The organism is Mycetocola sp. Y444, assembly GCF_059445295.1.
Genome location: NZ_JCAIUB010000003.1, coordinates 265,231 through 280,906, shown reverse-complemented (window position 1 = coordinate 280,906; position 15,676 = coordinate 265,231). Strand labels below are relative to the sequence as shown.

Here is a 15,676-nt window from a genome sequence, read left to right as displayed (position 1 = left end):
CCGTGCATTTGCGACCACTGAAGCCCCGGCGGCGGCGGAAGCGGCGGGCCGGGCGCACAGCACCCGTTCAACTGACGCAAATGCACCGTTCAACCGCCGAAACCGTGCATTTGCGGCCACCGAGCGCATGGCATCCGGCCCGGAGGCGCACTGCGCGCTACAGCCCGCGGCCGGACTCCCACAGGTTGTCGGAGGTGCCACTGATGAGCGTCGCCACCGAGATCGCCTGGGCGTCGGTGAGCGACGCGACGTAGTCGATGACCGCACGCGCCTGGCCGAGTCTGGCGACTTCCGCCACTCCCGTCAGTACGCCTGCCGAGGTGAAGAACTCGGGTGAGGCATCCCGCAACTGGCGGTACTCCTCGGTTGCCGCTTCGACCGAGTCGAGCAGCCTGCGCGGGGCCCTGGCGGCGTCGGCCGGATCGTTGAGCCAGCCGTGGAAGCCGTCGACGAGGGCCTCGATCACGCGGGACTGGCCGCGCTGGAACACGGCGAGGTCGGGCCGATCGAGCACAAACCGGGTGTGGACGAACTTGAGCACGACGACGTCGTGCCAGGCCTGACGGCTCAATCGCACGTGTCCACTGCGGATGTTCGGCTCACGCTCAACCCGAATCGAACTCTTGAGCCTGTCGATCCAGCGTCGGGTGAAGGCGGAAACCGCGCGATCGGCCTCGAGTCCGCCATCGTATGGAATGGTGAGGAGCCCCTCGACGAGATCGCTCGTGACGCGATCAACCGCGTTGCGGAAGGCATCCGCATCGGCGATCCAGGCATCCTTCGCCTGCACCTGTCGCCACGCAGCTTCGAGCGAGTGACCGGGGATGCGCCGAACCGCAAGCTCCGAGGCATCCAGCGCCGCAAGTGCCGACTGGGAGGCAAGCCAGCCGCTGAGTTCGGCCGACACTGAGGTGTACTGCAGCACTCCGGCGCGATAGAAGTCGTCGAGGTCGTGCACCGAGTACGCGATGTCGTCTGCGACATCCATGACCGAGCATTCGAGGGTCTGCTGGTGCTGGGCAATGGCGGGGAAGACGTCGAGAACCTCGGCCATTTCGCGGGCGTCGACCGAGTAGGCGGAGAACTTGAGGGCGCCGTTGGCCATGTCCGAGCCGACGCCGCGGGGAAGGTCTTCGGCGGGGCGGGGGCGGATGCTGCGCCATTCGTTGCGTGTCCACGGATACTTCAGCACGGCCGCGCGCACTGCTTTGGTGAGGTTGAGGCCGCGGGGGGTGGCGTCGCAGCTGTCGAGAGCAGTAAGGATGCGGAAGGTTTGGGCGTTGCCCTCGAATCCGTCGGGCAGGCCGAGTTTCTTGCGGGCAATGCGGTCGAGGACCTGTTCACCGAGGTGCCCAAATGGCGGGTGCCCGAGGTCATGCGCTGCGGCGGCGGCCTGGACGACGACCGGGTCACAACCTCCGAGATCCTCGATGGTGTCGCGGACGTGGTCGGGAACTTCCCGGAATCCCACGGCGATCGATCGCGCAACGGCCGACACCTTGAGCGAGTGGGTGAGCCGGTTGTGGACGACGGTGCCCGAACCGGCCTGAGGAATCACCTGGGTCACTGCCGAAAGCCGTGAGAAGTACGGAGAGAACCTGATGCGTTCGACGTCGACGCGGAATTCATCCTCGATGTCGGTGTGCGGCTCGGCGATCGTGCGGTCGCGGCCGCCTCCGGTGTGGGACTTTGGGTAGCTCAGCATGGTGTCGCCAGCCTAGCCGCGCGGCGCTGGGCCGGTAGGCCGGTTGGTCCTGCGCTCGGGTTGGGTGTAAAGGTGGGCCGTTGCGGCATCCGTTATATTTCCGCTTCCCTCATGCCCGTCTCGCGAAGACTGCGTACTACGAGGTACGGATGCCGCTTACCCTGCAAGGCGCGAGAACGTCACCATTATTTGGGGCCTACTGCTTGGAACCGCCACCGTTCTCTGTTTCGCTGGAGGCTGCGACGACGCTAATCCCCTGCTCCGGATGGTTTCCCGTGAGATATGCGCTCACCTCGTCAACCACGCCGAGATCATCCGTTGAGAGCTCAATGGTGATTCCGCCCGCCTCCTCGCTGACTTTTGCGAGCGGATAAAGCGACGCGACGTCCACGACGGCAGCGACCACACCCGTGGCTTCAGCGAGGGTGGTAGCCGGGATCGAGATCTCCCCGATCTCGATCCCCACCAACCTGTCGGCATCCGTATCGAGTGCGGTGAGTATCTCGCTGGCGATCACCGCGGATGGACCGACGCCCGCAGCCGCGGCCTCCTCGGTCAGGTGCACGCTGATCTCGAGCCAATCGCCGGTCTCCTCATTGCTGCGTTCCTGCCAGTTGATGTGAGAGAGCTCCGCCTCGCGCAGCGTGAGGGCGGGCAGCGCCTCGACGTACTCGAGGCGCTCTGACCAGCACTGGGTGACGTGATCAACTGTCAACGTTGCACCACTGGCAAGCCGGGGGACCAGAACGATGTACGTCGCGCCCGTCTCGACCGAGCAGGTCAGATCGCGCAACTCGTCGATCGCTTCGCGGTCGGTCTCGGGCTCAAGCTCGATCCTCATCTCGCCGTTCACCACAAAAGGCAGCGATTCGCTGGTCGTCAATTGCACATCGCTCACGAACGCGAGCTCTTCCACCTGGTCAGCAAGGCTCCGGTACTGCGCGAACTGCTCCTTCGTCGACGTGCATCCGGTCAGAAGCGGTGTAGTGATGCAGGCGCCCGCTAGTACTACCGCGAAGGCCGCGAGGCGTGGGTGTGTCATTCCACCAACGTAATCCTTCGCCAACGTGCGCCAGGCATCCGCCATTCCTCCACACAAATTCTTTTCAAGAAACTATCCACAATCAGCCCTTTTAGGGGGTTTTCGACCCTCCGATGTCAGTGGTTGCTCGGAGAATTTACTCATGGAAGACCTGCAGGATCCACCCGATGAGGCGTATGACGACGGCGGATTCGCCGAGCGTCCGTATGCCGCATCGTTGGCGGATGCCTGCAGTTCGATGGTCGATGAGGTCGCGTCGATCGAACGCACCGCTGCGCGTCAGCGAGCATGGCAGGTCGAGATCATCGACGATGCGCGACGACTGGCCGAGGTGACAGAGCGTGGCCTGATCACCGTGGACTCGACCCTGTCAGCCATCCAGCGCTACGAAATGGTTCGACGCAGTCTGGTCGCCGAACTGTCGTGTGCACTACGGATGCCAGAAGTCACCATCGACGGAATGCTCACGACCAGCGAGGCGCTGATGCATCGTCTGCCGGCGACGATGAGTGCGCTTCGAGCCGGCGACATCTCCTACCGGCACGCCGAGGTGATCGCCGATCAGGCGGCGACGCTGTCCGAGGAGGCAGCCCTGCTCCTGGAGAACGATGCACTGCCGTTCGCCGCGACCGTCACCGTTTCGAAGCTGAGGGCGAAGGCGAAAGTGCTGCGGGCACGGCTTGACCCCGACTCGATTGCGGAGCGGGTCGCGCGTTCGGCACAGGATCGGCGGGTCGAGTTCATCCCCGCCGAAGACGGAATGGCGTGGCTCAACCTCTATACGACGGCGCCAGAGGCGACGTCGATTTTCACCGCGGTCCGCGACCATGCGCTTGCGTTGCAGAACCCGAACGATCCGCGCACACTGGCGCAGCTCAGTGCCGATGTCTGTGCTGATGCCCTCTCTGCGGCCCTGGCTGGTGAGCTCGGCACTTCTGGCGCGCCCGGGGACGACGTTCGAGACCTCGACAGCCCGAGTGCCGATTCGGATGCCGCGTTTCGGCGGATCCGACCGAGCGTGACGGTGACTGTACCGGCGCTCACACTGCTCGGCGTCAGCGACGAGCCGGGAGACCTCGAGGGCTATGGCCCCATCGACGCGGAGACCGCTCGCGCTCTCGCTGGCCAGTCGAACACCTGGTACCGGCTGCTCACCGACCCCACAACGGGCACTCCACTCAGTCTCGACAGCACGACGTATCGGCCGAGCGGTGCGATGAAGCGGTTCCTCCGCTATCGAGACGGAACCTGCCGTTTTCCCGGGTGCAATCGGGCCGCGAAGCACTGCGATATTGACCACACGAAAGCTGCAGAGTTCGGCGGCCCCACGGTGTGCGACAACCTTTCCCATCTCTGCCGAAAGCACCACCGGTTGAAGCATCAGACGGTGTGGAAGGTGTCGCAGAGCGGCTCGGGAGTTCTTGAGTGGATCTCGCCCGGCAACCGCACCTATGTCACCGAACCTGCGGTGCTGTTTCCGCCCGGTGAGCCGCCACCCGCTGGAGAAGCGACACCGGCTCCACCACCGACACCACCAGGTGCCCCTCAGAATCCGGAAGCGACCGCCGCCGGTGCCCCAGCGCAGCCGTCACCCGCACCGCCGCCACCCGCGGGTGACGTACCTCCGTTCTGATGAGCCTCCGTTCTGATGAGCGCAGCATGTGAGCGGAGGCCGCAAGCCAGCACGCCCATACTGGGGAGCATGCCCAACGAACCGCACGAACCGCACGAACCGCAACCCAGCCTCGTCCCCGAACTCCTGATCACGGATCTGGTGACCAGCCTCGCGTTCTGGGTCGACCTGTGCGGGTTCGAGATTCGGTACGACCGCCCGGAGGAGGGGTTCGCGTACCTCCAGCTCGGGTCGGCACACGTCATGCTCGACCAGATCGGCATCGGACGCGACTGGATCACCGAAATCCTCGAGCATCCACTGGGTCGTGGCGTGAACTTTGAGATCGCTGTCCCCTCACTCGACGGCATCGTGGAACGCTGCGCCAGCGCACAGTGGCCACTCTTCCTCGCTCCGGAAAGCCGGTGGTACCGCACAGCTGGCGGAGAAATCGGCGTCAGGCAGTTTCTCGTGCAGGATCCGGACGGCTACCTGCTCCGCTTCACGAGCCGGCTCCCGTAACGCCCATCAGCCCGCCACCCTCATCGCCCCGCAACGCTAATCGCCCGCCACCCTAATCACGCGCAACGCTGATCACGCGCAACGCTGGCCCACACCACTGACCCCAGCGCGAAGACGCTACGCGCGCCACACCCTCCGACGGTCCAGAACACGCTCGATCGGCCACGCAAGAAGGAGCAGCAACAGCGCCCCATAGTTCACTCCCGGCACCAGCACCCCAGCCAGGAGTGCCGCCGCAAAGAGCACGGTGATCACCGCACTACCCCTGACGGTTTTTCCGTCGATCGGGTTGTCCGGCGCCTCAAGTCGACCGTCGGCACGAATCGTCAGCGCGAGCACAGTCAGAATGAGGCTGCTCACGAACATCGTGCCGATATAGAACCCGATCGTCAGCCACTCCCGCTCGAATTCGGCTGACATCGCGGTTGGCAGGGGCAGCACAACGATGGTGAAAGCCCACAGCAGACTCAGCAGAATCACCCGCCCGTTGCACGAAGCGAGGTGCCCGAACAGGGCGTGGTGCGCGACCCACAATCGCGCGATCACCGCAAAACTGATGAGAAACGCAACGATCTGCGGCCCTTCCTCGACAAAAAACCAGGCTGCGGTCCTGTCCGCATTTCCTGGTTCGGATGCCGCATCCACCAGCGGCAGGATCAGCAACGTAATCGCAATGGCCACGACCGCATCGGTGAAGAAGACGAGTCGATCCAGCCCGCGCGACGTCGGCATGGCACCTGTCGGCATGGCACCAAGGGTAGCCACGCGGGAATGGCCCCGCCACGGGTCTGCGACATCGGAACCGCGACGCCCAAGCCGCGGCGCTCGGCGCTGACCCTCTGCGTCCGGGGATTCCCCCTCACAGCGCCGCCGCCTTCGCCAGCAACACATCACGCTGCCGCGAATTCGTCGTCAACGCCGCCGCCGTCGCGAACTCCGACCGCGCCTCCTGCACCCGACCCAGCTGAGCCAGCAACTCGCCCCGCACACTCGGCAGCAGATATGAGCCACGGAGCGCGCCCTCATCGGCAAGCTGATCAACGATGATCAAAGCGGATGCCGGACCGGTCGCCATCGAGACGGCCGCAGCCCGGTTCAGCTCGACGACCGGATTGGGTGCGATCCGGCCCAGAGCTTCGTAGAGCAGCACGATCCGCTCCCAGTTCGTGTCAGCGACGCTGGCTGCCGTCGCATGGCACTCGGCGATCGCGGCCTGAAGGGCATAGGGTCCACGCCCACGACCGGCCGCATCGGCACGGTCCAGCGCGGCGCTGCCACGGGCGATCTGGGCTCGATCCCACCGGCGTCGATCCTGTTCCGCCAGGAGGATTGGCGCTCCTTCCCGATCAACCCGGGCCGCAAACCGCGACGCCTGGAACTCCATCAACGCAACGAGCCCATGCACTTCGGGCTCCTTCGGCACCAGGCCGGCCAGGATTCGTCCGAGCCGCAACGCCTCGTTCGCCAGGTCTGCTCGCAGCCACCGGTCTCCCGAGGTCGCCGCATACCCCTCGGTGAAGATCAGATAGAGAACACCGAGCACCGCAGACAGTCGTTCCCGCCACTCACTCGGATCGGGCACCTCGAACGGCACGTTCGCCGCCGTGAGCGTTTTCTTCGCCCGAACGATCCTCTGCTGGATCGTCGCGACCGGCACGAGGAACATTCGCGCAATCTCCTCGGTGGTAAGACCACCCACGATGCGCAGCGTCAACGCAATCTGCCCCTCACGGCTGAGTACGGGATGGCACGCGGTGAAAACCAGACGCAAGACGTCGTCATCGATCGGCTCCCAGGCATCCGCTGCCATTCCCTCACCATCGGAGAACTCCTCGAGGGCGTGGGCCATCGCTCGGTAGCGCTCATCCAGACGTTCACGCCGACGCCAGCCGTCGATGGCTTTCCGTTTCGCGACGGCGGTCAGCCACGCCGCCCCGTTCCGCGGTCCACCGGATTCGGGCCACGAGGCGAGCGCGTCAACGATCGCCTCCTGCGCGAGATCCTCGGCCAGACCGAGGTCGCCCGTGACCCTGGCCAGCGTTGCGACGATCTTCGCACCCTCGATGCGCCAGAGTGCATCGAGGGTGCGCTTCACGTCTGTCATGTCACACCCGCTCAGGCCAGCTGCTCGCCATGTTCAGCCCGCCACAACGCTTCCTGCTTCATGACGGGAGTATCTGCGTACTCGGCGAAGTCGCTCATCTCGGTAACCCGACGAACCTCGATCTTCGATCCCGGGCCGAGCGGAACCCGACTCGCCCACTCGGCGGCCTCCTCCTTCGAAGCCACCTGGATGATCCAGAACCCGTTGAAGAGTTCATGGGTTTCGCCGTAGGGACCGTCGGTGACGACCGGGGTGTCGGTCGAGAAGTCGACCACGAAGTTATCGGTCATGTCGTCGGCGAGCCCATCGCCGCCAAGCAGAACCCCGGCCTTGATGAGTGACTCGTTGTATGCGCCCATCGCCGCGAGGATCTCCTCAAACGGCCGTGACTGATAAGCCTTCTTCGCCTCGTCGGTCGACCGCATGATCAGCATGTACTTCATCAGATTCTCCCTTCGCTTGTCGGCGCCGGTTGCGCCTTCTACTCAAGACGTCGAATGAGTTACGAGCGGATCGACACGGTCAGGAAAATTGACCCGGCGAAGAAAGCCGGATGCCGTCGAAGAGCAACGGATGCCGCCGGTCGCCATTTCGAATCCCCGCGCCATCCGATCATCCCGCGTGCGGCGTGCGTGCAAAAGGCCCCGCCGACCGGGGCACACAACCCCGTCATGGCCGCCGCCCCCACACGCCCAACGGAGCTTCGGCCCTCCACGTCATTTGCAGCATCCGCCCGCATCGAACATAGTTGGGGCATGCACAGCGTCGCGCAGCCCACCGTGATCACCCTCGGCGAAACCATGGTGCTCGTGACACCTGTCGAGTCGGAGTCGCTCGAAACCGCACCCGTCTTCCACCTCGACGTCGGCGGTGCTGAGTCAAACGTCGCGTCGCATCTCGCAGCGCTCGGACATCACGCGGCATGGGTCGGCCAGTTCGGCAACGATGCTCTGGGGCGCCGCGCGGCACGTCAAATCGGTGAGCACAACGTCGACACGCGCTGGGTGACCGTCGACGACTCAGCTCCGACCGGCGTCTACTTCAAAGACCCGGGCAACGGCGTCCTCTACTTTCGTCGCGGATCCGCGGCATCGCGGATGGGGCCCGACACCGTGGCCAGCGTCCTCCTGGAAGACGCGGCCATCGTGCACCTCTCGGGCATCACCCCCGCACTCTCGGACAGTTGCGCGGCCCTCGTCGACACGGTTCTGGAACGGATGAGGGATGCCGACGGCCAGGTCAGCTTCGACGTCAACTTTCGTGCGGGCCTGTGGGATGTTGCCGCCGCCGCACCCCTGCTGCTCGATATCGCACGCCGAGCCGACCTTGTCTTTGTCGGTCTCGACGAAGCCCACACCCTGTGGGGTGCGACCACTCCCGACGACGTGCGGTCACTGATTTCGACACCGACGCTGGTCGTGAAGGATGGTGATGTCGGCGCTACGGAGTACGACCGGGACGGGTCGGTCTTTGTCGAGGCGATCCCGAGCGTGGTCGTCGAGGCCGTCGGCGCTGGCGATGCCTTCGCTGCGGGCTACCTCGGCGCGCTTCTCACCGGTGCATCCTCCTCCGACCGTCTCCGCGCCGGGCACGAACGCGCAGTGCTCGTCCTCCAGTCCACCCTCGATGTTCCGCTCGCCGCCTCCGCCGAACGCTCCCCCTCCTGAAAGGACAGGCATGACAGAAAACTCGATCGGATCGCTCACCCAACTCTTCGAGGGGCAGCGCCTGATGGCCATCCTCCGCGGATTCGGGGTCGAACGCAGTGTCTCCCTTGCAACCAGGGCCTGGGACCTCGGCATCGACTGCGTCGAAGTGCCCATCCAATCCCAGACGGATCTCGATGCCCTGCGAGCTGTGGTCGCTGCGGGCGCCGAGCGCGGCAAGGTTGTGGGAGCCGGCACCGTTCTGTCGACCGTGCATGTTCAGCAGGCAGCGGATGCCGGGGCGGCGTTCACGGTCAGCCCCGGTTTCGATATCAACGTGGTGACGGCATCCATCGCGGCAGGAATGCCGACACTTCCCGGGGTCGCGACCCCGACGGAGGTGCAGGCCGCTGTCGCTGCGGGACTGACCTGGGTGAAGGCGTTTCCGGCATCGGAACTCGGATACGGCTGGTTTTCGGCGATGAAGGGGCCGTTTCCCGAAGTGAAGTTCGTCGCGACTGGCGGCATGGACGCGACCAACGCCCAGCAATTCCTCGATGCGGGGGCGAGCATCGTTGCCGTTGGCTCGGCTCTCGACGACCCGACGCAGCTGGACCAGCTCGGCGCGATCGTCCGCGGCTGATGCGCTGACGGGCTGACGCGCTGGCTGGCTGACGGGGTGGTTTCCGGCAGCTCGCGGCTACTCGCCCAGCGCGGTGCGGAGCCGACCGCCCGCGTCGGACAACCGCTGCTCGGCAGCGGGGTGATCGACTCCCAGCCGCAGCATCACCGCAGCGATCTTGACGTTGAAGTCAACGGATTCGAGGGTCGCCGCCGCGACAGGCCGGTCCACCCCGGCGATCGCCGCGACCATGCCGGTTGCCCGTTCCCGCAGCTTGTGGTTGCTCGGGTTGAGGTCGACCATAAGGTTGCCGTAGGTCTTGCCCTGCTGCACCATCACGATGGTCGAAAACATGTTGAGAACCAGTTTTTGTGCGGTGCCCGCCTTGAGCCGGGTGGATCCCGCGAGCACCTCAGGACCGACAGCAACCTCGATCGCGTGCTCCGCAACGGCACTGAGCGGGGTGTCGACGTTGCAGGACAGCCCCACGGTGAGTGCGCCACGCTCGCCAGCGCGACGAACGGCAGCGATGACGTAGGGAGTCCGGCCGCTCGACGCGATGCCGATGACGGTGTCATTCGCGATGATACCGGCCTCGTCCATCGCTGCGGCTCCGGCGATCTCGTCGTCCTCAGCACCCTCAGCGGGGTGAACAATCGCGGACGGGCCACCGGCAATGATTCCGACCACGAGCGAGGGCGGGGTGCCAAATGTGGGTGGGCATTCAGAGGCGTCGAGGATGCCGATGCGTCCGGGCGTTCCGGCGCCGACGTAGAGCAGGCGGCCGCCACGCGACATCCGCTCGCTTGCCGCTTCGATAGCGGGTGCGATCTGGGGGAGTGCGCGGGCAACGGCGGCGGGCACCTCGGCGTCTGCGGCGTTCATCGTCGCGGCCAATTCGGCCACGGACATCCGGTCGATGTCGCTGTACCGGGAGTCGACCGTCTCGGTGGCCAGTAACGCCAGCTGCTCCGTAGATTCGCTCATTTTCGGGCGGCGCCTTCACGCATCGGAACTCCTTGGTGCACGGATGCCGCGGCGCGGCTACGAAAGCGGCCTGCGAGCATCGTTGGTCTGGGTAGGTCACAAAGTACACCCTCGTGGAAGAGAGGGCTCGCCAACGAGGGGATGCCGGTGTCGAAGAAGAAGCAGACCACGCGCGGCGATTGGCGGGACTGCGGGTGATGGCGCGTCGGTCTGGCTCCCGTTGAATTCTTCCCGCGCCCGACGCCCTCTGGTAATCTGGCTATATAACCTAGCCAGAACACGGAAGGTGGGGTGATCACGATGGAGACGGTCAACATCCTCGATGCCCGCAATAACCTGTCTCGGCTCGTGTCTGCTGCGGAACGCGGCGAGGACGTAGTCATCGCCAAGCGTGGGAAGCCAGTGGCACGACTTACTGCGATCGAGAACGGAGCCGACATCCACACCGGGGGATCGATAACGGTGTGGTTGCGCGAACAGCACCTCCCCGACCGGCTGCGCCGGAGCACGTCTGAACTCGACCAACAGATCACGGCCGAACGCCAGGGTTGGGAATGATCTACCTCGACACGTGCATTCTCATTTACGCGATGGAGGATACATCGTTGCGCGGGCAGGCGGTTCGGAGACGAATCGCCGACCACTCCGACTCGGTGTTCGCCGTCAGTCCCTTGGTGACTCTCGAATGCCTCGTCGGACCGCTCCGAAACGACGATCTTGAACTCCGCGATCGGTACGTCGCATTTCTTGAGCAATTCCGTCTCCTCCCGTTGACCGAGCATGAGTTCGTTCGCGCTGCTGAATTGCGAGCTAGCCACAACCTCAGAACGCCCGATGCACTTCACCTCGCCGTGGCCCAAATCTCCGGCTGTGACGAGCTCTGGACCAACGACGCCCGGCTCACCGGGGTTTCGCATGGTTTAGCGGTGAACGTGCTTTCCGACGAGGAGCCGAGACGAGGCTCCGGAGCGTGACTCACTCCGGCCGCACCGGCTGCCGCAACACCGTCTTTAGCTTCTCCGGCGCCACCCGACGGGGGTCACCAAGGTAGATCTCGTGGTGATCACCGTTGAAAGTGAAGCCGTGAGCGGGCATGAACTCGTCGTGCAGCTTCGCGAGCGTGGGCGCTTCATCGTCATACGATCCGATGTGGAGGATCTGTACCGAAGTCCCCTCATCGAGCTCAAGAAGGCGCAGCCGCTTCACCGCCTCGAGGCCCTTCTTCGCTGCCACCGACGCGATCGCGGCATCCGTCATCGCTGCGGTAATCCAGTCGGGCTGGCTGATCATCATGGTCCAGTCCCACTCGTCTTTCTTGCGGCGGGTGAACACCGACGGATCGACGGCACGCCACAACCCCTCGAGGGGAGCGACCACGAGGTCACGGCCGAGCTCTTTCTTGCTCGCGAATTTCAACGCGTAGGCCACCGGGTAAAGCGCTTCGATAGCGGCTGCATAGTCGGGTGACGTATTGGGGTTGCCGTGTCCGTCGATCACGAGGTACTGCATCGGTGGCACATCAACCACCGAGAAGTCTTTCGACGAGGGGGAGTAGAGCGCCTTGAGCGCCACCTTCACGTCGTATTTCTCCACTCATCACTCCGTTCGCCAGACAACCCACTTCCGGGCCCAACCCTCAATCGACAGGTCGCGGGCTACCGCCGTGGACCGGCGGCACTCGCGGTCACCTTCCCAGGCTGTGCACAGAGCACGAGGACGATCACGGTGCCGACAACGGGAACCAGCGTCCAGAGCAGTGCAACCCAGCCGTGTCCGGCGTCCCGCAGGCGACGGACCGACACAGCCAGGGTCGGCAGCAACACGGCGATGGCCCAGAGGGTGGCGAGGGTCGTTCCGAGGGTCGAGTTCTCGCCGAACGGCACCGTGTTGAACACACTCAAGGCGGCGGTCACGAGGACGTGAAAAAGGATCCACCACCAGAACTCGGACCTGGTCGCGAAGCCGGTGAAGTCGGCATATTTGCGAAAGCAGATTTGGACTGCTGTGCCAAACGTCATTAGCACTCCCTGTGTGAGAAATGACCTCATCCTAGGAAGCGGCTACGGCTAGGGGAAGGGGGTTCCCGCTCAACCCTTTTACCGGGTCCCCGAGCGTTTTAGGCTTCCGATCATGACTGTCACGGACTGGCTTCTCGATTCCGATCCCGCGATCCGCTGGCAGATGATGCGCGATCTTCTCAATGAGTCGGCCGAGGCGGTGGCAGCCGAGCGGTCTCGCGTCGCGACCGAGGGGTGGGGTGCGCGGCTGCTCGCGTTGCAGTCTCCGGACGGGCAATGGGATGGCGGCACCTACGACCCGGCCGAACCGACCGATCCGGACGCCCCAGGTCAGCCCTGGACCGCCACCCACCACACCCTCGTTCTGCTCCGTGAGTTGGGCCTCGATCCGGCGAGCGCCGAGGCCCGCAGTGCGATCGGGCTGGTGCGGGAGAACAGCAGGTGGGAGCACGACGGCGAGAAATACTTCGACGGCGAGGTCGAGCCGTGCGTCAACGGCCTGGTGATCGCGATTGGTGACTACTTCGGTGAATACGTGCAGCCTCTCGTAGATCGGCTCCTCGACGAACAGCTCGACGACGGCGGTTGGAACTGTGACGCCGAGCGCGGCTCCACCCGGTCGTCGTTTCACACCACGATCTGTGTGCTCGAGGGCTTGTTGCAGCACGAGCGGTCGCGGGGCGCATCCACCGAAGTGTCTGCGGCACGTCGACGAGGGGAGGAGTACCTCCTCGAACGACGGATGCTCCGGCGCCTATCGACGGGAGAGGTCGCCGACCTCGATTTCACCCGCTTTTCATTCCCGACCCGCTGGTTCTATGACGTGCTGAGGGGTCTCGACTACTTCCGGAGCACCGGCGGAACACCGGACCCGAGACTGGACGAGGCACTCGACCTGGTCGAGAGCAAGCGCGGTGCCGACGGGCGCTGGTCATTCGAGAACCCGCATCCGGGCAAAGTGCACTTCGAGCTGGAATCGGGGGGCGAGCCCAGCCGGTGGGTGACGCTGCGTGCGTTGCGCGTACTCGAGTGGGCGGGGATTGGTGCGCTCTAAGACCCTCGCTCCTTGTCGACTTCATACCCGACTGTCGAGAGACACACAAACTCGACCCCACTTCGGGTGCAGCTTGCGGCCTGCGACGGTTCGAACACATTTCGAATGCCAGAATGGCCGATACGTACCATCGAGGGGGGAGTGCGGATGTCGGCTGGCTCGTCCGCGGGGCACGAATCCCTCCGGCAACTCGCGTTGGCAGTCCAGCACGAACGAGCGGCGAAGGATGCCCGTGAAGCCGCGGGCCGATATCGCGCCGCATCGTTGTCCGAGAAGAAGGTCGCGAGGGTTCTTGCCCCTTTGTCGGCCGCTGGATATCACTTTCTACCCGACCGTCAGTGGCCGGGTAGCCGCACGGCTCAGGTCGATCTGGTCATGGTGGGCCCGGGTGGGGTATTCATCGTCGACACAAAATGGTGGAAAGACGTTGTAATCGCAGCCGGGCGCGTATTCCGCGATCAGGACGACGTCACCGATGAGTTCGATAATCTCGCGGACCTGGCGTACGGGGCGGAAGGGGCGTTGGGGGCCGTAGGTCTCGCCCCGGGCGAAGTTCGACCGATCGTGGTTCTGGCTGGTCGCAGGGACATCAAAGCAACGGTCGGCACGGTCGACATTGTCGGTGAAGCCGATGTCTTACGTCACATCGCGTCCCGAGGCAATCGGCTGACATCCTTCCAGGTCGACACCGTACTCCGCGCGGCCCTTGCCCATTTCCCGGTCATCGGAGCCCCGCAACCCATCAACGTTGCGTTGCCGGAGCCGGTGATAGAAGCTCCCGCAGTAGAAATTGACGAGAGCGAACTACTCTCAACCGATGAAGTGAACTCCGCTCTCCTCGAAGGCCTTCTAGCATCGCCCGTAGAGGACTGGATGACCTTCCTGCACCCCGATCAAACCAAACTCATTCGCCGCAACTTCAACGGACCGTCAAGGATTCGGGGAGCCGCCGGAACCGGGAAAACAGTTATCGGCTTGCACCGCGCCGCCTACCTCGCGCGCTCACGCCCGGGCAAAGTACTCGTAACTACATATGTACGCACCCTTCCGTCCGTTCTCTCCAGCCTCATGGGGAGGATGGCGCCCGAGGTCCTCGAAAACGTTGAGTTCATGGGGGTCCATCAGTTCGCCCATCGGGTCTTGAGCGAGCGCGGGATCCGCATCAAGACCGACATGAAGCAAGCAAACAGTGCATTTCGTGCCGCTTGGCTAGAAATAGGAGCGCGGGGAGCACTGGCGGCTATCGAGCCCAAGGATCGATACTGGCGCGAAGAAATCGACTACGTCATCAAAGGGCGTGGCATGACCTCATTCGAGTCTTATGCGGACTCCGCTCGAATCGGTCGACGTCGCGGTTTGACGGCCGACCAGCGACGGGCAGTCTGGGCGCTCTACCGCTCTTATGAAGACCGATTACGCAGCGCAGGTGTCAATGATTTCGCGGACCAAATACTGCTGGCGGCGCAATCCCTCCGAGATGATCCCATGCCCGGCTATTCCGCCGTCATCGTGGACGAAGCGCAGGACCTCTCAAGCTCGATGGTCGGAATGCTGTACTCACTCGTGGGCGATCGCGCAGACGGATTCACTCTGATCGGGGACGGCCAGCAGAGCATTTACCCCGGCGGCTACACCCTCGCCGAACTCGGTATTTCGCTGGCTGGTCGCGGCGTTGTCGTAGATACGAATTATCGCAACACCGCCGAGATCCTCGCCTTCGCTGACGCAATGATCGCGGGCGATCAATTCACCGATATTGAGGGGAAGAGTCAGCAGGCTGACTCAACCAAAGCTGTTCCACGACACGGCGACGCTCCTGTTATTTCGCGACACAGGACGGTGGAGGCTCACGACATGGCGATGGTCAGCCACATCCGCGAGATCGCCAGCGAGGTCGGAACATCGTTCGGAGACATCGGGGTCCTGGCACTGACCAAAGCGACCGTGGACCTCATCTCCCGCGCGTGTCGCGCTGCAAACATTCCCACAATCGACCTCGAGAAGTACGACGGGACGCCCGTTGACGCGGTCAAGATCGGAACTGTGAAGCGAGCAAAAGGTCTTGAGTTCAAGCAGGTCCTCGTCCCCCGGCTCAAGGCTGAACAGCTCTACTCCAACGCCCGGGAAGCGCAAGACACAGACGATTCGACGAGCGACATCATCCGCGAACGTGACGAACGTGATCGGCGTGAACTCTATGTCGCCATGACTCGCGCGCGAGACGGCCTTTGGGTGGGCGTGTTGACCTAGGAATCCGCTCCTATCGTCAACGGAGCCCGTGGCCCCGAATGGATGGCCATCCAGCAACCCTTGGCCCCAGTTCAGGTCCACCATGAGATACGGCTTCGACGGACTGCTAGACAG

The 15,676-nt window shown here is 64.1% G+C and carries 16 protein-coding genes; 8 read left to right on the top strand and 8 right to left on the bottom strand.

What is annotated here, in order from left to right:
* Positions 1–157 precede the first annotated feature (157 nt).
* Both AC1C2M_RS12810 and AC1C2M_RS12805 read right to left on the bottom strand, forming a co-directional pair.
* A complete protein-coding gene (locus AC1C2M_RS12810; protein WP_495436884.1) occupies positions 158–1,705 on the bottom strand; it encodes a deoxyguanosinetriphosphate triphosphohydrolase family protein in 1,548 nt (515 codons plus the stop codon).
* A 196-nt stretch (positions 1,706–1,901) separates the two neighbouring features.
* A complete protein-coding gene (locus AC1C2M_RS12805; RefSeq protein ID WP_495436883.1) occupies positions 1,902–2,747 on the bottom strand; it encodes a hypothetical protein in 846 nt (281 codons plus the stop codon).
* Between the two features lie 142 nt (positions 2,748–2,889).
* Between AC1C2M_RS12805 and AC1C2M_RS12800 the strand changes: the two genes are divergently transcribed.
* A complete protein-coding gene (locus AC1C2M_RS12800) occupies positions 2,890–4,380 on the top strand; it encodes an HNH endonuclease signature motif containing protein (protein ID WP_495436881.1) in 1,491 nt (496 codons plus the stop codon).
* A 69-nt stretch (positions 4,381–4,449) separates the two neighbouring features.
* On the top strand, positions 4,450–4,881 hold the full coding sequence (locus AC1C2M_RS12795) for a bleomycin resistance protein (protein ID WP_495436879.1): 432 nt from the start codon (positions 4,450–4,452) through the stop codon (positions 4,879–4,881).
* Between the two features lie 117 nt (positions 4,882–4,998).
* On the opposite strand, the gene AC1C2M_RS12790 is transcribed toward AC1C2M_RS12795, so the two are convergent.
* From AC1C2M_RS12790 to AC1C2M_RS12780, 3 genes are all read right to left on the bottom strand, one after another.
* Positions 4,999–5,628 carry a TMEM175 family protein gene (locus AC1C2M_RS12790; protein ID WP_495436878.1) on the bottom strand — a complete coding sequence of 210 codons (630 nt, stop codon included), beginning with the start codon at positions 5,626–5,628 and terminating at the stop codon, positions 4,999–5,001.
* A 112-nt stretch (positions 5,629–5,740) separates the two neighbouring features.
* Positions 5,741–6,985, bottom strand: a complete 1,245-nt coding sequence (locus tag AC1C2M_RS12785; RefSeq protein WP_495436876.1) for an RNA polymerase sigma factor — start codon at positions 6,983–6,985, stop codon at positions 5,741–5,743.
* Between the two features lie 11 nt (positions 6,986–6,996).
* Positions 6,997–7,428: a YciI family protein gene (locus AC1C2M_RS12780; RefSeq protein WP_495436874.1), complete on the bottom strand. Its 432-nt coding sequence runs from the start codon at positions 7,426–7,428 to the stop codon at positions 6,997–6,999.
* 312 nt (positions 7,429–7,740) lie between these two features.
* Here AC1C2M_RS12780 and AC1C2M_RS12775 point away from each other — a divergent pair, with 312 nt between their 5' ends.
* Complete coding sequence (locus AC1C2M_RS12775) at positions 7,741–8,652, top strand: sugar kinase (protein ID WP_495436873.1); 912 nt, start codon at positions 7,741–7,743, stop codon at positions 8,650–8,652.
* A 10-nt stretch (positions 8,653–8,662) separates the two neighbouring features.
* Positions 8,663–9,274 carry a bifunctional 4-hydroxy-2-oxoglutarate aldolase/2-dehydro-3-deoxy-phosphogluconate aldolase gene (locus AC1C2M_RS12770; RefSeq protein WP_495436871.1) on the top strand — a complete coding sequence of 204 codons (612 nt, stop codon included), beginning with the start codon at positions 8,663–8,665 and terminating at the stop codon, positions 9,272–9,274.
* Positions 9,275–9,331: 57 nt separating this feature from the next.
* Here AC1C2M_RS12770 and murQ read toward each other — a convergent pair whose 3' ends face one another.
* Positions 9,332–10,240, bottom strand: a complete 909-nt coding sequence (gene murQ, locus AC1C2M_RS12765) for an N-acetylmuramic acid 6-phosphate etherase (RefSeq protein ID WP_495436869.1) — start codon at positions 10,238–10,240, stop codon at positions 9,332–9,334.
* A gap of 300 nt (positions 10,241–10,540) precedes the next feature.
* On the opposite strand from murQ, the gene AC1C2M_RS12760 reads away from it, so the two are divergent.
* Both AC1C2M_RS12760 and AC1C2M_RS12755 read left to right on the top strand, forming a co-directional pair.
* Entirely contained in the window at positions 10,541–10,798 is a 258-nt protein-coding gene (locus tag AC1C2M_RS12760; RefSeq protein WP_495437555.1) for a type II toxin-antitoxin system Phd/YefM family antitoxin, read from the top strand.
* Positions 10,795–11,214, top strand: a complete 420-nt coding sequence (locus AC1C2M_RS12755) for a type II toxin-antitoxin system VapC family toxin (RefSeq protein WP_495436867.1) — start codon at positions 10,795–10,797, stop codon at positions 11,212–11,214. Before AC1C2M_RS12760 ends, AC1C2M_RS12755 begins: the two co-directional genes overlap by 4 nt.
* 1 nt (position 11,215) lies before the next feature.
* Here the strand turns inward: AC1C2M_RS12755 and AC1C2M_RS12750 are convergent, their stop codons facing one another.
* Both AC1C2M_RS12750 and AC1C2M_RS12745 read right to left on the bottom strand, forming a co-directional pair.
* Positions 11,216–11,833 carry a GyrI-like domain-containing protein gene (locus tag AC1C2M_RS12750; RefSeq protein WP_495436865.1) on the bottom strand — a complete coding sequence of 206 codons (618 nt, stop codon included), beginning with the start codon at positions 11,831–11,833 and terminating at the stop codon, positions 11,216–11,218.
* A 62-nt stretch (positions 11,834–11,895) separates the two neighbouring features.
* Positions 11,896–12,258, bottom strand: a complete 363-nt coding sequence (locus tag AC1C2M_RS12745; protein WP_495436863.1) for a DUF805 domain-containing protein — start codon at positions 12,256–12,258, stop codon at positions 11,896–11,898.
* Between the two features lie 112 nt (positions 12,259–12,370).
* Between AC1C2M_RS12745 and AC1C2M_RS12740 the strand changes: the two genes are divergently transcribed.
* Both AC1C2M_RS12740 and AC1C2M_RS12735 read left to right on the top strand, forming a co-directional pair.
* Positions 12,371–13,312, top strand: coding sequence for a prenyltransferase/squalene oxidase repeat-containing protein (locus AC1C2M_RS12740; RefSeq protein ID WP_495436862.1), 942 nt, complete (start codon positions 12,371–12,373; stop codon positions 13,310–13,312).
* Between the two features lie 105 nt (positions 13,313–13,417).
* On the top strand, positions 13,418–15,562 hold the full coding sequence (locus tag AC1C2M_RS12735; RefSeq protein WP_495436860.1) for a nuclease-related domain-containing DEAD/DEAH box helicase: 2,145 nt from the start codon (positions 13,418–13,420) through the stop codon (positions 15,560–15,562).
* The last annotated feature ends 114 nt before the right edge of the window (positions 15,563–15,676 follow it).

Bases quoted from the DNA above. Each gene is read 5' to 3' on its own strand.
- AC1C2M_RS12795 (WP_495436879.1), top strand. From the start codon at position 4,450: ATGCCCAACGAACCGCACGAACCGCACGAACCGCAACCCAGCCTCGTC.
- AC1C2M_RS12800 (WP_495436881.1), top strand. From the start codon at position 2,890: ATGGAAGACCTGCAGGATCCACCCGATGAGGCGTATGACGACGGCGGA.
- AC1C2M_RS12780 (WP_495436874.1), bottom strand. From the start codon at position 7,428: ATGAAGTACATGCTGATCATGCGGTCGACCGACGAGGCGAAGAAGGCT.
- AC1C2M_RS12755 (WP_495436867.1), top strand. From the start codon at position 10,795: ATGATCTACCTCGACACGTGCATTCTCATTTACGCGATGGAGGATACA.
- AC1C2M_RS12745 (WP_495436863.1), bottom strand. From the start codon at position 12,258: ATGACGTTTGGCACAGCAGTCCAAATCTGCTTTCGCAAATATGCCGAC.
- AC1C2M_RS12740 (WP_495436862.1), top strand. From the start codon at position 12,371: ATGACTGTCACGGACTGGCTTCTCGATTCCGATCCCGCGATCCGCTGG.
- AC1C2M_RS12770 (WP_495436871.1), top strand. From the start codon at position 8,663: ATGACAGAAAACTCGATCGGATCGCTCACCCAACTCTTCGAGGGGCAG.
- murQ (WP_495436869.1), bottom strand. From the start codon at position 10,240: ATGAGCGAATCTACGGAGCAGCTGGCGTTACTGGCCACCGAGACGGTC.
- AC1C2M_RS12775 (WP_495436873.1), top strand. From the start codon at position 7,741: ATGCACAGCGTCGCGCAGCCCACCGTGATCACCCTCGGCGAAACCATG.
- AC1C2M_RS12760 (WP_495437555.1), top strand. From the start codon at position 10,541: ATGGAGACGGTCAACATCCTCGATGCCCGCAATAACCTGTCTCGGCTC.
- AC1C2M_RS12785 (WP_495436876.1), bottom strand. From the start codon at position 6,985: ATGACAGACGTGAAGCGCACCCTCGATGCACTCTGGCGCATCGAGGGT.
- AC1C2M_RS12810 (WP_495436884.1), bottom strand. From the start codon at position 1,705: ATGCTGAGCTACCCAAAGTCCCACACCGGAGGCGGCCGCGACCGCACG.
- AC1C2M_RS12790 (WP_495436878.1), bottom strand. From the start codon at position 5,628: ATGCCGACAGGTGCCATGCCGACGTCGCGCGGGCTGGATCGACTCGTC.
- AC1C2M_RS12735 (WP_495436860.1), top strand. From the start codon at position 13,418: ATGCCAGAATGGCCGATACGTACCATCGAGGGGGGAGTGCGGATGTCG.
- AC1C2M_RS12805 (WP_495436883.1), bottom strand. From the start codon at position 2,747: ATGACACACCCACGCCTCGCGGCCTTCGCGGTAGTACTAGCGGGCGCC.